The sequence below is a fragment of the Coprococcus sp. AF16-22 genome (assembly GCF_003461545.1).
In the GTDB taxonomy this organism is placed as follows: Bacteria; Bacillota; Clostridia; order Lachnospirales; family Lachnospiraceae; genus Coprococcus; species Coprococcus aceti.
The window spans coordinates 1-15,233 of record NZ_QTXH01000014.1 but is presented as its reverse complement, the minus strand read 5'-3'; the positions used below and the strand labels follow the sequence as shown (position 1 = coordinate 15,233).

Below are 15,233 nucleotides of genomic sequence, written 5' to 3'. Positions count from 1 at the left end.
ACAAAAGTATGGAATATTGGTTGATTTTTCCTTTTCTGCTATTGACATTTTTCTGTCTGCCACAATATATTTGAAATGTATGGAGTTATATAACGTTTTTGAAAAGGGAGGTTACAATTATTATGAACAAGCATTTAAAACATCTGCTGCTCACCATGTGCATCTTCGTATTCGGATTTGCCCTGACGGGATGTGGAGTAGCCACAACCACAAGCGTGAAGATCTCATCTGCTACAAAGGCGAGCTGTACTGTTTCTATTGGGTTTGATGATGAAATGATTGAATCTATGGCACGCTTATCTAACACAACAAAACAAGCTATAATAAAAGATGCAAAAAAATCTGGACTTAAATACTCCAAAAAGAGAATAAATGGTACTATTTATCATATGTTTATCTCAACTATAAAAAACTCAAGTTTTAAAGATATCGAAGACAATCTTAATAGTACCTCTGGATTTTCAAACGTATGCATAAGCAAAAATTATTTCTTTGCCACTTTTAACCCTTCTGCCTTAACTGTATCAACATCCGGATTATCTGACGAAGCTATGGATTTATCATCCTTCTACTTAAATATGAAGATAACCTTCAAGTCCAAGGTCAACTTCACAAACGGCACAGTATCCAAAGACGGTAAAACCGTATCATGGATCATCAAAGATGCAGACAAGGCAACAAGGCTCTGCGCTTCCACAACCAAGGTGAACAAAACCGCCAGAAGCAAGTCCGTCGTAAATGGCAAGACTTACAAACCTGGCAAGAAACTTACAGTATCTAATCCTAAGAGTCTTGCGAAAATGAAGCTGGACGGTAAGGCTGTAAAACCGGGCAAGGCCGTTCTTAAGAAGGGAACACACAAGCTCATCATCTGGTCCAAGGACGGCAAGGTACAGAGAGTAACTTTCAGAATAAAACAATCTGATTAACTTACACTAACATTTTTCATTAAAAAGCTTTCGGCTGGTCATATTACAGTCGAAAGCTTTTTGTTTCGATGCCATCAAAAATCGATGTTTAAATCTGTAAATTACTATACAATTTGGAGAATGACCCCTAAAAAAGCCCCAAAATTCGCTTTATTGAGGAATGTTTGCCATTTTATTGACTTTATCTGAAGATTGATTTAATGTATGCCTACCAGCTGGAATACAAATTTTATCGGAGGACTCTATTTGAAAAATACAAAACAGGGAAATTACCGTGGTGATACCTACACCACTAAGGAATCTGCTGACCAGATATTCGACCATGCATTTAAGAAAATGCTGACTTTATCATCCAAAGCTGTAACCAACATGATAAACGGTCTTTTTGGCACGGATCACAATCCGTCCACTACCACCATAACCTATCACTGGACTGAACACCAGGCTGATGGAACTCTAAAAACCACACTTGCGGATTCAATACTCATTCTCAATGACAAATATGCCTACCACATGGAAGCACAGATCACAGAAGATAACGAAATAGTTTTCAGGGTATTCTCCTATGGCTACGGCTATGCTGATGTAAATAAGGAAATACATACGACAGAATTTGACAACAAACCTGTTTACACCTTACACTTTCCCGAACCACGAATCATTTATCTTGGTGATGTATCATCGTCTGTTCCTGATGAACTACAGCTTAAACTTGATTTTCAGAACAACTCCCCATATATTTACTCTGTACCAACCGTAAAGCTGGCTCAGTTGAGTGCCCAGGAACTCAACGACCGCAAGATGATAATCCTTATTCCTTTTCATCTCCTCAAGTTGAGAAAACTTATGAACAGAAAAAACGGCCCAGATAAAACCACTATCAATTCGTTGAAAAATCTAGTTGAGACTGATATACTTCAAAGTATAGAAATCAATCAGCAGTTAGGTAATATCACGCCTTCTGATGCACATCAGTTGATATCGCTGACGAAAAAGTTATATACCTATCTGTATGATGCTTATACTGAGACAGAGGAGGTCTGGAATATGATTGATCAGTCTTTAGAACTCGAATCCGATGCACTGATTCTTAAGATGGAAGCTATGGAAAATACCATCAAGGACATGGATGTAAAAATGGCTGATAAGCTTGCTGAGATTGCCGACAAGGATGCTGAAATCGCCGACAAGGATGCTGAGATTGAACGTCTCAAGGCAGAATTAGCTAAGCTTCAGACCTGATAACATGACATCAGCCAGGATAGTAAATATCCTGGCTGATGTTTTCTTCTTTATCTCATATATGGCATGTCCCACAGCTTAAGCTTTGTTCCGATGCCTTCCCTCAGAGCTCTCTGGTAGCACTCATAGCCCCAGCCTACATCAAGGATCGGCATGCCGCCAAGGCTCACAAGAAAGATCTCGTCATCACTCGTTCGTCCCGGCTCGAGGCCACGCATTATGTTTCCCAGATGTCTGATCTCACTCTTCTCTATCCAGCCATCCGTCACCATATTTACAAAGTGTATTCCTGGTGTTCCAAGTGATATCCTGTTGCCATCCTCGTCCCACTCCTGATACACATTTACATATTCCTCATACATCTGTATGTTGTCTACAACCTTCGTCACGTGGTCCCTGACAAACTCCAGATCCATATCCATGGTTCCAGATGATATGATCGTGCATCCAGGCTTCACCCATGCCGGATCTATGACAGGCCATTTTCTCGGTTCAACAGATACCGCCTCCGCTATGATATCTGCATCCCTCACGGCCTCCTCCAGAGTATCGCAGATGATTATCTCCTTGAGACTCTTATAGTTCTCCCTGGCGTAATCCGCCAGTTCATGGGCTGTGTGCGAAGTCTTTGAGCTGCCCTTGATCTTCAGCACCTCCAGGTCCGGGAACTTTGCCATGATAGCCATGAGGCTTGTCCTTCCTATGACTCCTGCGCCAAGGATAGTCAGTACCTTGCTATCCTTTCTTGCAAGATACATGGCAGTAAGCCCGGGCATCGCTCCGGTTCTCATGGCACTCAGGAGATTGGCTGACATGTACGCAAGCGGCTGGCCTGTCTCCACGTCATTCAGTGTCGCCATGAGTATGGATCTCGGCAGACCCTTGTGCGAATTTCTGCCATTTGAGCCATACCACTTCTCACCGCACATATGGAATCTTCCTCCGAGATATGCCGGCATCGCCATGAATCTCCTGTCCGCCGAGTCCGCAAGCGGGAAGTTCGGAATGTCCGACTTCTCCGGAAATATGAGCTGTACACCGTGGTCGTTATGTGCTCTGCCGCCCATGAGATAGTCTCCCTCGCTGAGGAGTGTTATGACCTCCCCTATGGTGTCCACAGCTCTGTCCGCATCGAGTACGCCCGCCTTTATCATGTCCTCTTCATTCAGAAATAAGAATTCAACCTTGCTGTCCATACTGCCACCTCCTGCTGTATCAATTGGTTACTTAAAGCATCTTCTATAAATCTCCACTACATCAGACTTCGTCAGAGGCACCCTGCAATGCTCAAGGTCCTCTGATGCCGCCTTCTCAGCCATCTCGTCAAAGTCCTTCTCATAAGGCACGCCCAGCTCGCCGAGATCCGAGGTCAGACCCATATCCTCATATAACTTCTGTGTCTTTGATATTGCTTCTCGGGCTATATCATAAGGGTCCTTTGTCTTTTCTATATCCCATACATTCACGCCGTAATTTACCAGAACCGGAAGGCTCTTCTCGTTAAGAATGTAATCCATCAGAACCGGCGTGATGATCGCAAGTCCGTGTCCATGTGTTATATCATAGTAAGCACTCAGCTGATGCTCTATGGAGTGTGCCGGCCATGGGCCATCCTTGCCACACGCTATGAATCCGTTTATCGCCCACTCAGATGCCCAGAGGATATTTGCCCTGGCGTCATAGTTGTCCGGCTCTGAGACTGCCACCGGGCCGTACTTTATAAGGGTTTTAAGAAGAGCCTCCATCATGCGGTCCTGCATGTATGTGTCTCCATTATCTGCAAAATAAACCTCAAATATATGGTTCATGATATCCGCCACACCTGCTGCCGTCTGGTATGCAGGAACGGAAAATGTATACTCAGGGTCAAGTATCGCATAAGCAGGATAGAGCAGATCGGATGCGATATCCTTCTTCTGCTTTGTCTCCTCATTTGTGATAACTGCAAATGGATCCATCTCAGAACCCGTCGCAGCCATAGTCGCGACAGCTATGATCGGCATAGCATTCTCTATCTTCTCCGGGTGTCCGACCAGATCCCATGGATCACCGTCATAGCACGCTCCGGCTGCTATAGCTTTGGAACAGTCTATTGTACTTCCGCCTCCCACAGGCAGTATCACCTTCACATCATGCTCCAGACACATCTGCACACCCTTCTTCACCGTTGTGAGTCTCGGGTTGGGTTCTACGCCCGAAAGCTCAATATGGGAAATGTGACTACAGTCAAGTATCTTGATTATCCTGTCGTACAGCCCTGTTCTCTTTATACTTCCGCCTCCGTACACCAGCAGAACACTGTCTCCGTATTCGCTGATGTACCCTGGCAGATCATCAATGGCGCCCTTGCCAAATGATACCTTTGTCGGAATATTGTAAAAAAAATTCTCCATGTTATATCTCTCCTTTAGCTTATTGTTATTATTGATACTTTTGCTCTGTGGAGTACCTATTATATTGCTCAACAGAATTGCTTCATCAATAATATACGCCTCTGATCCATATGCTGTCTACCTGACAGCCTTGAATCTGTCATACCGTAGAGATGATATATCCACCACAGTCTTCTCGCCGAGCACCATCTGTGAGAGCATCAGTCCAACAGCCGGTGCCGTTCCAAATCCATGCCCTGTAAATCCACATGCCAGTATAAGTCCTGGAACCTCGTCAACCTCGCTTATGACTGGAACACCATCATAGCAGAGATCAAGCCATCCGCCCCAGGTCCTTACGATCTTGGCATCAGCCAGCATCGGTATGTATCCCATGATCGCCCTGCATCCGGCAGATACGGTAAGCGGTGAAGTCCTGAGCTCATCAAGTCCCATGTCCGTTGTCTCCTCAAGTCCCGAATCTGAGCCAAATACAAATGATCCGTGCTGTGACTGATGTCCGTAAAAGTCAGCGGATGCAACACCAAGCATGATGTCGAACATGTGCGGCTGCACCTCCGTAACCAGCGCCTCCTCAAAATACTTTGTCATCGGCACATCTATTCCAACTGTCCTTGCGATGAATCTGCTCTCATATCCGGCAGCCAGTATGACCTTGTCCGCCTCGAACACCTCACCTGATTCCAGTATGACCTTTCTGAGTTTTCCTTTCACCTTCTCAAGTGCAGCCACCTTTGCATCTGTGAAGAAATTTACCCCGAGCTCCGTTGCCCTCTTGTAGTACGCCAGAGTCGTCAGCATAGGATTGGCATGTCCATCCGTAGGACACCAGCTTGCGCCGATTATCTCGTCAGAGAGATATGGGCAGATCTCCTTCACCTCTTTGCCATCTATAATCTTCATGTCAAGTCCGAGAGAGTTAGCATTTGCCGCAAGATCCCTGAGCTTTTCCATATGGGCATCAGTCTTGCCAAGTCTTAAGTTGCCCTTCTGATAATACTCCACGTCAACTCCAAGCTCCTCGGAAAGTGTCGGCCACATATTCTGCACTGCATACATAGCGTATGGCAGCTCCCTTACATCTCTTCCTGACTGTCTGACTCCGCCTCCGTTTCGTGAAGATCCTCCGTGTCCTATGCTCGGACTGCCCTCAAGCACTATGACATCCTTCATCCCAGCCTTTGCCAGATAGTAAGCAGCAGCGCATCCATTTACACCACCGCCGATTATTATAACCTCTGCTGTATGTTTACTCATGAGCCTCACCTCCATCTCTCGCAAGTATGCGCATCTCTGTAGGTCTCATAGGTGCCCTGGACGTGGCCGGCTCTATGTCAAGAGGTGACACATGAAGTTCCCTTGCCACAATACCCTTCACCAGCTTGCCACAGGTCTGTCCCTGACACAATCCCATCCCACACCGGAGGAATCTTCTTATCTCTTCTATCGTCAGCATTCCCGCATGGACTGCCTGCCTTATCTCGCCCTTTGTGACCTCCTCACACCTGCACACCAGCATGTCGTCATCCGGTGCCGGAACATAAGGTCCTATGGCATCAAGTTTTTCTCTGATATCTATCATAACCGCACCTCCTTGAAAAATCTTGCCTTCATCACCATGTCCTTCGGCACCTTCATGGTCAGCAGATTGGTATGGTCAAATGCTTTTGCACTTCTGACACTTACGACCTCCGCCTCGCACACCTCATGACCATCACGGCCAAGTGCCACGCCCTTTGTTCCTTTCTCTGGTATCGGAAGAAACTCATATGGAAGTGTCACCGTTCCATAGCCATCCCCGGTGTCCTCGTCCACCAGGAATATGGCCTGTCCTGAACAGCTTGCAACGCACATGCCACATCCTATACATGGATTTTCCGTCACTGTCGGAAGAGAGGTTATATTTGCCCCTATGCTTATGCACCCCTTCGGACACGCATCCTGGCACGGGTTGCACGGGATGTTCTGGGTGCACTCTATAACCGGATGTATTCCCTTCCTGTGAGTCACTCCCGGATATCTCTCTATCTCGTCATCTGCCACAAAGCCGTGCTCCAGCAGATTCATCGATACATCTATGCCTTCCTCAGTCTTCTCGATCAGCTTGCCCCTGTTCTTCGGTGCAAACATTCCTTCACGGAGGCTTCCAAGTGCATCCTCAAGCTCCGATGCACGCTCTTCCATCTCTGATTTATCTATAAATCCGAGATCCTGCGATATGACAGAGCCCGCTATTCTGCCCTCGATCATGGCTGAGCTTGCCTCCTCGATTCCGGACACATCCCCGGCTGCAAATATTCCCGGCACTGAGGTTCTGCCCCATTCGTCACACTCAGGAACGTATCCCCCCGGAGTATCCTTCATCTTTACGCCCGCCTGCTTTAAAAGCTGTGACATAGGTGAAAGTCCAACGGCAACGCATATTGTATCAACGTCAAATGTCTTTTCTGTTCCCTCTATGAAATTGAAGTGGCTGTCGACCTGTGCGATCTTCACTCCTGTCACCCTGTCGGCTCCACTTGCCTCAACGATCGTATGTGACAGGTAAAATGGGACTCCACACCTCGATATCTTTGCAGCGTGTACTCCGTATCCTCCAATCCTCGGTGCCGCATCAACCAGTGCCACTACCTCACAGCCTGCCTGCATAAGCTGATAGCTGACTACAAGTCCTACATTTCCTGAACCGAGCATCAATATCCTGTTACCCGGCTTTATGTGATGAAGATTCATCATAGTCTGGGCGGCACCTGCGCCGATGACTCCCGGAAGTGTCCAGCCTTTGAAGGTAACCATGTTCTCACTGGCTCCTGTTGCCACAAGCACACTGTCGCCCTTGAAATGCTTTATCTCATCACCAATCCTGACTGTCACTTCTTTCTCGTCATAGAGACCCACAACTGTTGCATTAAGCCTTACATCCACACCCAGTTTATTTGCCTCCTCAAGAAGTTCGTAACCTATGTTGAATCCTCTTATCTTCGCCTTGTGTTCCTTTGAACCGAAGAACTTGTGTATCTGCTTGAAGAGCTGACCGCCCGGCTTTGCATTCTCATCAAATACTATCGGCTTCATTCCGTTCTTCGCAGCCTCTATCGCAGCTGAAAGTCCTGCCGGACCTGCACCTATCACTATCAGATCATATCTCTCTATCATAGCGGTCACCTCCTAAAAATCATTCTCTGCCGACGCACCATACTGCGTTCTCACGTCCATTCCCTCTTCCAGAGGAGTGATGCACGTTCTTATATTTGGCTTGCCATTTACGACCATGACACAGTCCGTACACCTCCCTATGGCACAGAACACCCCCCGCGGCTCATGTCTCTTCTTGGTGTATCTGTGTGTCATGACGCCCGCCACTCTGAGCGCCGCCGCGATCGGCTCGCCCTCTATTCCCTGAAGCGTCTGTCCATCATATGTAAAATTCACCAGCCTGCCCTCCGGGGTGTCCCCCAGTATCGGGTGAGTTAATATCCTATCCATAGCCATTCCTCCTTTTTGTGTGTTCAATTAACTTGGTGAAATGGTAAACCCTTGTATCATGCCAGAGTCAATGTACTTGATTTGTTTTTGCGAAATTCGTTAGATAGGAAGATTTAGCGGTCATATGGCTTAATTTTATTAAGTAATATCAAAGAAAATAGAATTTGATTAGGTGGTGTGTTACGATACAGTTATATGAGATCAGAAATTGGAGATTATATTATGAAGAAAAAGGATACTTTCAAGATTGGGGAATTGTCTAAGCTGTTTGATATCGGCGTGGATTCTATCAGATATTATGAGAAGGTTGGGATACTGCACCCTGTGAGAAATGACGAGAACAATTACAGGATGTACACCATTGATGACGTCCGCCGTCTTGCGCTTATACGTGAGCTGCTGAGACTCAGCTTTTCCACTGACCAGATCCGTGAATATGACGAGGACAGAAATGTCGATAGTACGACATCCCTGCTCAGAGCCGAGCTTGACGTGGTTGACGCTGAGATTGCCAAGCTCAAAGCCACCAGGGACAGTATCCAGAACCGGCTGGACACCATCACATCCCTTTGCAGCCCGGATATACAGGATGAATTTGAGACTATTGTGATAAAGGAGCTTCCAGACCGGAAGTGCGTCATGGTCACTGACGACAATCTTCCTGATAATTATGTCTCCTATTATGTGGTCAAATATATGCAGAGCCACAACACCAGGATTGACACAATAGGTGCCTGCGACTGCTATACCCTTGATATCCCCGGGAGCAATCCAAAATCCAAGTATTACCGTACCAAGAACGTATTCTTCTTCGCACCATACCTTGAGGACGCCGATTGCAATTATGTACTTCAAGCAGGAAGATATCTCTCCATGACATACAAGGGCGCCCTGACCAAGACAAAGAAACTGCTGCCACAGCTCTATACATACGCACAGGATCATCAGCTTGAGATTGCCAGTGACCCTGTTGAAATGTGTCATATAGATGATTATGAGACCAACGATGACAGTGAGTACATAATTGAGCTGCAGCTCATGATAAAATAACCATTTTGCCGCAGCTCATTCTGTTCTCTAAAAATGTAATTACAGATACTCACTCATGAACAGCTCCGTGTCGTATGGGGTTATCACCATTTTATCACGCTCATTCTCCACTGTGTCATTATTCAGATACAACGCAGTGTCAAACACAATGTCAGCGTCCTCCCTGTTGTCCACCAGCACTCCTCTGCCCATGACATTGAGCGCGATAAGATCATAGAGATGCGGCTTCTTCACATTAACCATGGAATAGCATACCGCTGTGACTCCTGAAAGATTGCTCTCCAGATTATTACCACCGGTATTCATGTGTACTCCACTAAGCGACATATTCATGTCACACCAGATAAACTCCCGCTTAACACAGTCAAATATTACAGGGATGCACACCATGCTGCCCGCCGTTAGATCCAGCTTCTGCTCCACCATCTTTGGCTCATATATCTCGCCCGAATTCACATCAGCTCTCTCCATCCATCCAAACATTGCGTGAGGCATGTCCGCATAAGTCTGGCCTGTATAACTGTACACCTGGTACACCACATATCTTGCACCATATCTCACAACGGAATCTACGTCCACATCAAGAAACTCACTGACACCATCACCATCCACAGGACCACCATTTACAATGTCTCCCGAATGACATGCCTTATACTTCTCAGATTTCAGATTGGTATATGACACATGCTCCATGTAGTTCCAGTTCTCGTCAAATATAGCCGCCGACAGGTCTATGTCGACTCTTCCATCGTCATACGACTCCAAATCACATTTGTCCATATTCGTCCACCATATAAATGCCCTCACAGCATTTGTCTGCGAAGCCATAGGGAGTCTCGAGCCTCTGACTATAGTCTTAAACGCCTTGCTGGCACTTCTCTGGCTGAATGGAACCACATAATTCCTGTAATCATCAGACAGATACACCTTGCCCATAGGCTCCCTCTGTCCATAGATCTTCACAAGGGCATTTTCGCAGATCCGAACAACTTCCTGACAGTACCTCTCATCTATATCTGGCAGATCGTTTCGCTCGCTGTGGCACTTTGCAAGGCTGCCCTTTTGGAAGAACACTCTTACATCCGCCTGCTCAGCTCTGTGCAGGAAATGCTCTCTCACCTGAAGCAGCACCGGTGTCGACACCTTCTCCGCCACAGACGCAAAGCTTCTTATAACAGGCTCTTTATATGTCTCTCTGAGCAGTTGGTCCAGTCGCCTTACCAGTTCACCTGGTCTCTTCACCAGTTCTGCAAGCGCACTTTCATACTCACCGTAAGCAAGGTCAAACTCAACCTTTCCTGCAAATGTCTCTATTTTTCTGTTATTTCTCAGCTTGTCAAATGCATTTATCGCCCTGTCATACTCCAGAGTGTATCTGCTGCAGTCAAACTCAGAAGGATGGATCCTCTCCCCAATTCTGATCCATCTCTCCTTATATCTGAGCATATCCTCCTCTATATTCGGACAGCCAGACAGAAGCTCCATGATCATCCTTCTCTGTCTGCGTGAAAAGCTTCTGTATCTAGTATTCTCCGCAAGACTCACATCACCATCACTCATGGCAGTCACAAGTCTCAGCACATCAGTTGCAGTCTTTACATACTTCCTGAGCTCACTGACATTTGCCAGAGGCTTCTTCTGCAGATAGAGCGCGGCGATGTATGCAGCATTCTCCTTGTGTGGTATGTTATCAGGCAGCTTCATATTCTCAGTCTCGAATAAATATGCTATATCCTCCCTGTCAGTTCTTGATATGGATGTTCTCGACGTACAGATATTGTCAAATATCTGTCTCACATCGTCCTCGCTTCCAAGCTGCAAAACCTTGACCTTCGTCTCGTCAAAAAGTGGCAGTCTGTCATTTACACGCTTTCTGTGATTCTTTGGATACAGGATACCATCTGACCAGTAATGCACCATCGCATTTATATACAACTCAGAAAAATGTGCATCCATAACGCCCTTAGGGAAATCGGCATACATAGGCATATATACAACATTTGCACCTTTCAGCTTCATAAGCGTAGCTTTGAGTTCAAAGTAAAAATCTGACAGTTCGTTGACACTGTATGTTCTGAGAACGTCAAATACCTCCCTGGAAAATGTATATCCAAGTTCTTCGATGTTCTTCATAATGGCCGTTATGTAGCGATCATTTGCCACCTTTGCAGTACCAATGCCAAGTATCACTTTGTTTTTACGCCTGAGCAATATCTCGTTCATAGCTTTTCTCCTTATTAATGAGGAAACCGGTGGCGGTAAGCTTTTACATTTATCATCCCAATTAAGAAGGAACCACCACCATAGCCTCTTTGTGTTTCGCGATAATCAATATATCAAATCGAAACTGTCCAATCAATGAACCGCTAGTTTAAAATGAACATCGTCTCTTGCAATCACGGACTTTGGCTCGTTGCTCTGCGCAAATACAAAAGACACATAGAGTATATGCCGCACTGTTTACTCTATGTGCCTTTTAATTTTATAGTTTTCGCTTTATATAGAAATTATGAATTCATCCCTCAAGCGCGACCTTTACAGCCTTTTTCTTTCTGGGAAGACAGAGCTGGAGCACCACCGCTATGGTTGCACCAACTGCAGTTCCTGATGACATGAAGTAGTTCAGGAACTGAGGCATTGCATTTACCACATCTGTAGGAATGACTATAGTTGCCACAGCTGCCACGACTGAGATTCCCACGATAAGTGACGATCTCTCATCAAGTGGCTCACTCTGTATGATCTTAATTCCATTTGATATGAGCAGGATACATACAACCGCAAATACTCCGTTTACGACAGGGGTCGGTATACATGATATGATGGTCATAAGCTTTGGACATACACCGAGTACCATGAGGATCATACCACCTGCAATGATAGCCATGCGGCTTCCAACCTTTGTGATGGCAAGCACGCCGGCATTTGAAGAATAACCTGTCATTGGAGTTCCGCCGAACAGTGAACCAACAAGACATCCAACACCTTCACCTATGGTAGCACGATCTATTCTCTTATCGCTGAGATCCTCACCTGTGATGGCGCTGATCGTCACCCATGTTCCTGTTGTATCGAGGAGCACGATAAGGTAAATGAACATCATGAGTATACAGGACTTAATCTCAAACTTTGGAAGTCCAAAGTGGAAAAACTCAGGCAGCTTGAACCATGCTGCATCGTGTACTGAACTAAAGTCCGCAGCTCCCATCGCTGCTGCAACCACTGTTCCAGCAACCAGTGCAAGTATTACGGATACCATGTGAAGTATCCTGTTATGCTTAAGCTTGTACTGGAGTATCATACATACGATGAGCACTCCTGCAGCAGTAAGCCCTGATGCTACATTTGCACTTAAGTTTCCATCTGAGCTTGCTATTCCCTTGGCCGCTGTAGGTGTCAGCGATATTCCAACTATAAGTATGATGATACCACCGATAAATGGAGGTATTGCCTTTCTAACGAATTTCGAGAAGCCCTTAAATATACCCAGCAATACGATCATGATTGCTCCGGGTATCAGACTTCCTATCATTGCACTGACTCCCATGGTCGCGCCTATCGTACACATAGCTCCAAGCGGTACATACGATGGTCCCTGTATGATAGGGTACTTCATGAAGAATCCCGCCTGCAATATAGTTGCAATTCCACATGCAAAGAAACTCATCTGAAGGAAAAATGATAACTCTCCTCCTGCCAGTCCTATCGCCGCTCCAAGTATCAACGGCATGATATACAGATCCATTGACAATACATGCTGCATTCCGAGAAATGCCGCCTTGCCACAGCTTATCTTCTCATTTACGCCAACTATGAGCTGGCTGTCATTTTCTATTATCTTCTTATCTTCCATATAAACGCGCCTCCTTATCTGCTGTCACATAATCCGCATTTTCATCCTACAATTTATCTGCAAGCTGCTTTCTGAGAATTACAAGCTCGCTGTTTATTTCATCTATCAGGCTTCTCTCATCTATACCGCAAGCGAACTTTCCGCCCTGATATACTACCTTTCCATTTACTATCGTTGTATCGATATTTTCCTCGGATGATGCATATACGACCGTCGCCTTTGCATCATGCATAGGTGCCGACTTCAGATGATTAGGGTCAAATATTATTAAGTCCGCATTCTTGCCAGACTCCAATGTTCCCAGCTTGTCAGCCATTCCTATTGCCTTTGCTCCCCCTGCCGTCGCCATGTGTATGATATCATCTGCGCTGATGACTGCTGCATCTCTGTGTATTCCCTTCTGTATGAGAGCCGCCAGCTTCATACTCTCCAGCATGTCCGTACTGTTGTTGGATGCCGCACCATCTGTTCCTATAGATACATTTACCCCTGTAGCAAGGCTTTCAGGAATAGGTGGTATTCCTGAACCAAGATAAAGGTTAGGTGCAGGATTGTGGCTTATCGACACTCCATATTTTGCAAATCTCTCTATGTCATGAGGTGTGAGGTTTACGCAGTGGACTGCCAGGAATTTGTCTGTTAGGAAACCTATCTCCTCAAGCATATCCACTATATCCTTGCCGTAATATCTTCCGCACATCTCATTGTCGACCTCGGTCTCCTTGATATGCATTGAATATCTCACGTTCTCGCTGAGACAATACTCAAGCATCTCCTGATAGCCTTCCTTCGTGGTCGACCATGTAACATCCGGACCAGTCCATATCGAAAGCATGTCATTTTCTTTATATGCTTTCTTCAGTGCATCCACTTCCTTCATGGCCTTGCCAACAGGCTCAAGGAAGCACTTCGGCATTCCGTATTCCTCTCCGGTATCCTGAAATGTTCTGATAAATACACTACGGATACCCGTTGATACCATTCCCTCTATACAGGAATGAGCCAGTTCAGAATCCTGATTGGTGTAGAAAAACTCACTCATGGTCGTACATCCACTCTTTATTGCCTCCATACATGCAAGCTGTGCTGCCAGCTCATGCTGATGTGGTGTCATATACTGTCCATATGGGAGTGCTGAAAGATTCAACCACTCTATCAATCTGTGATCAGCTCCAAGACCTTTCAGGAAAGACTGGAATATATGTATATGTGTATCTATAAATCCCGGAAATACCACCTTGCCCTCGGCATCTATCACACGTCCGGCGCCCTCACATTCCTGAAGCTCCTCCGGTGTCAGCTCATTCATTTCCTTTATCAGAGTTATCTTCTCTCCCTCTATTCCTATGATTCCTTTCGCATACACTTTTCTGTCCTCATCCATTGTGTGTATCTGCGCATTTTTGATTATCAGATCATAACTCTCCATAGCTCATTCCTCCTGACTTTGAATATCCACTAAAAAAGGAGTCCTTCCCCGGCAGTGTGTGTTTAAACATTCCACACAAACTGCTTTCGAAAAGACTCCTTTGTCCTGTTCTAAATCTTCTGTATTACATTTTCATTTTCCGCGGTATAAACAAAAAAGGAACCAAATAGCTATCTGTTTTGGTGTTAAGGAAAACAGATAAAACTTTTGGTTCCTGATGGCTCGTATCTTAGCACTATCCCGTCAAATGGTCAATACTCATAACCTCTGTTGTTATATTTTTATTTTTTTAAAGGACTTTACCTTAATATCTTATGTTTATGCCATTTTTGCTTAATATTTTAAGGTAAAGAAAAAGCCTGAACCCCTTGATTTTCCTTAGGTTTCAGGCTTTTAATTTAATGCCGGCGACCGGAATCGAACCGGTACGGGAGATTAGTCCCGCAGGATTTTAAGTCCTGTGCGTCTGCCAGTTCCGCCACGCCGGCATTCTGCACCTTATTAAAAGGTTTAGAAAATGGGACCTATAGGGCTCGAACCTATGACCCTCTGCTTGTAAGGCAGATGCCCTCCCAGCTGAGCTAAGATCCCATTTGTTAAAAAGTATTCTGTTATGAATACAGCGCCCCGGATGGGGTTCGAACCCACGCCCTCCGCCGTGACAGGGCGGCGCTCTAACCAGCTGAGCCACCAGGCCATATTCATTGTTTCTTATTATTAGTAAGAGTGGACGTTCGGGGACTCGAACCCAGGACCGATCGGTTATGAGCCGATTGCTCTAACCAACTGAGCTAAACGTCCTCATTTAAGTGGGACCTATAGGGCTCGAACCTATGACCCTCTGCTTGTAA

General features: G+C 45.6%; 12 protein-coding genes and 4 tRNA genes. 3 read left to right on the top strand and 13 right to left on the bottom strand.

Annotated features, from left to right (window positions below; genetic code table 11):
* The first annotated feature begins 122 nt into the window (after positions 1 to 122).
* Together DWW60_RS12235 and DWW60_RS12230 are read left to right on the top strand one after the other, a co-directional pair.
* On the top strand, positions 123 to 929 hold the full coding sequence (locus DWW60_RS12235; protein ID WP_117875483.1) for a hypothetical protein: 807 nt from the start codon (positions 123 to 125) through the stop codon (positions 927 to 929).
* A 246-nt stretch (positions 930 to 1,175) separates the two neighbouring features.
* Positions 1,176 to 2,171: a coiled-coil domain-containing protein gene (locus tag DWW60_RS12230; RefSeq protein WP_117875482.1), complete on the top strand. Its 996-nt coding sequence runs from the start codon at positions 1,176 to 1,178 to the stop codon at positions 2,169 to 2,171.
* A 50-nt stretch (positions 2,172 to 2,221) separates the two neighbouring features.
* Here DWW60_RS12230 and DWW60_RS12225 read toward each other — a convergent pair whose 3' ends face one another.
* The 6 genes from DWW60_RS12225 to DWW60_RS12200 all read right to left on the bottom strand — a co-directional run bounded on the left by DWW60_RS12225 (position 2,222) and on the right by DWW60_RS12200 (position 8,050).
* A complete protein-coding gene (locus DWW60_RS12225) occupies positions 2,222 to 3,367 on the bottom strand; it encodes a tyramine oxidase subunit B (RefSeq protein ID WP_117875481.1) in 1,146 nt (381 codons plus the stop codon).
* Positions 3,368 to 3,394: 27 nt separating this feature from the next.
* The gene (locus tag DWW60_RS12220) at positions 3,395 to 4,564 is read right to left on the bottom strand and encodes an iron-containing alcohol dehydrogenase (RefSeq protein ID WP_117875480.1); all 1,170 of its coding nucleotides are present in this window, start codon (positions 4,562 to 4,564) and stop codon (positions 3,395 to 3,397) included.
* A 117-nt stretch (positions 4,565 to 4,681) separates the two neighbouring features.
* Positions 4,682 to 5,821 carry an NAD(P)/FAD-dependent oxidoreductase gene (locus tag DWW60_RS12215; protein WP_022216188.1) on the bottom strand — a complete coding sequence of 380 codons (1,140 nt, stop codon included), beginning with the start codon at positions 5,819 to 5,821 and terminating at the stop codon, positions 4,682 to 4,684.
* On the bottom strand, positions 5,814 to 6,146 hold the full coding sequence (locus DWW60_RS12210; protein WP_015533496.1) for a (2Fe-2S)-binding protein: 333 nt from the start codon (positions 6,144 to 6,146) through the stop codon (positions 5,814 to 5,816). The genes DWW60_RS12215 and DWW60_RS12210 overlap by 8 nt, the downstream gene beginning before the upstream one ends.
* Entirely contained in the window at positions 6,143 to 7,720 is a 1,578-nt protein-coding gene (locus DWW60_RS12205) for an FAD-dependent oxidoreductase (protein ID WP_330417764.1), read from the bottom strand. Before DWW60_RS12205 ends, DWW60_RS12210 begins: the two co-directional genes overlap by 4 nt.
* Positions 7,721 to 7,732: 12 nt before the next feature.
* Entirely contained in the window at positions 7,733 to 8,050 is a 318-nt protein-coding gene (locus tag DWW60_RS12200) for a (2Fe-2S)-binding protein (RefSeq protein ID WP_117875479.1), read from the bottom strand.
* Between the two features lie 222 nt (positions 8,051 to 8,272).
* On the opposite strand from DWW60_RS12200, the gene DWW60_RS12195 reads away from it, so the two are divergent.
* A complete protein-coding gene (locus DWW60_RS12195; RefSeq protein ID WP_117875478.1) occupies positions 8,273 to 9,100 on the top strand; it encodes a MerR family transcriptional regulator in 828 nt (275 codons plus the stop codon).
* A gap of 39 nt (positions 9,101 to 9,139) precedes the next feature.
* Here DWW60_RS12195 and DWW60_RS12190 read toward each other — a convergent pair whose 3' ends face one another.
* The 7 genes from DWW60_RS12190 to DWW60_RS12160 form a co-directional block, all read right to left on the bottom strand.
* Positions 9,140 to 11,323, bottom strand: a complete 2,184-nt coding sequence (locus DWW60_RS12190) for a TerD family protein (protein WP_117875477.1) — start codon at positions 11,321 to 11,323, stop codon at positions 9,140 to 9,142.
* Positions 11,324 to 11,615: 292 nt separating this feature from the next.
* A complete protein-coding gene (locus DWW60_RS12185) occupies positions 11,616 to 12,953 on the bottom strand; it encodes a uracil-xanthine permease family protein (RefSeq protein WP_015533501.1) in 1,338 nt (445 codons plus the stop codon).
* Positions 12,954 to 12,999: 46 nt separating this feature from the next.
* Positions 13,000 to 14,382: an amidohydrolase family protein gene (locus tag DWW60_RS12180; protein WP_117875476.1), complete on the bottom strand. Its 1,383-nt coding sequence runs from the start codon at positions 14,380 to 14,382 to the stop codon at positions 13,000 to 13,002.
* A gap of 402 nt (positions 14,383 to 14,784) precedes the next feature.
* A tRNA-Leu gene (locus tag DWW60_RS12175) sits at positions 14,785 to 14,870 on the bottom strand.
* A 30-nt stretch (positions 14,871 to 14,900) separates the two neighbouring features.
* A tRNA-Val gene (locus DWW60_RS12170) sits at positions 14,901 to 14,973 on the bottom strand.
* A 32-nt stretch (positions 14,974 to 15,005) separates the two neighbouring features.
* Positions 15,006 to 15,079: transfer RNA gene (locus DWW60_RS12165), tRNA-Asp, on the bottom strand.
* A gap of 30 nt (positions 15,080 to 15,109) precedes the next feature.
* Positions 15,110 to 15,183 (bottom strand) — tRNA-Ile (locus DWW60_RS12160).
* Positions 15,184 to 15,233: the final 50 nt, after the last annotated feature.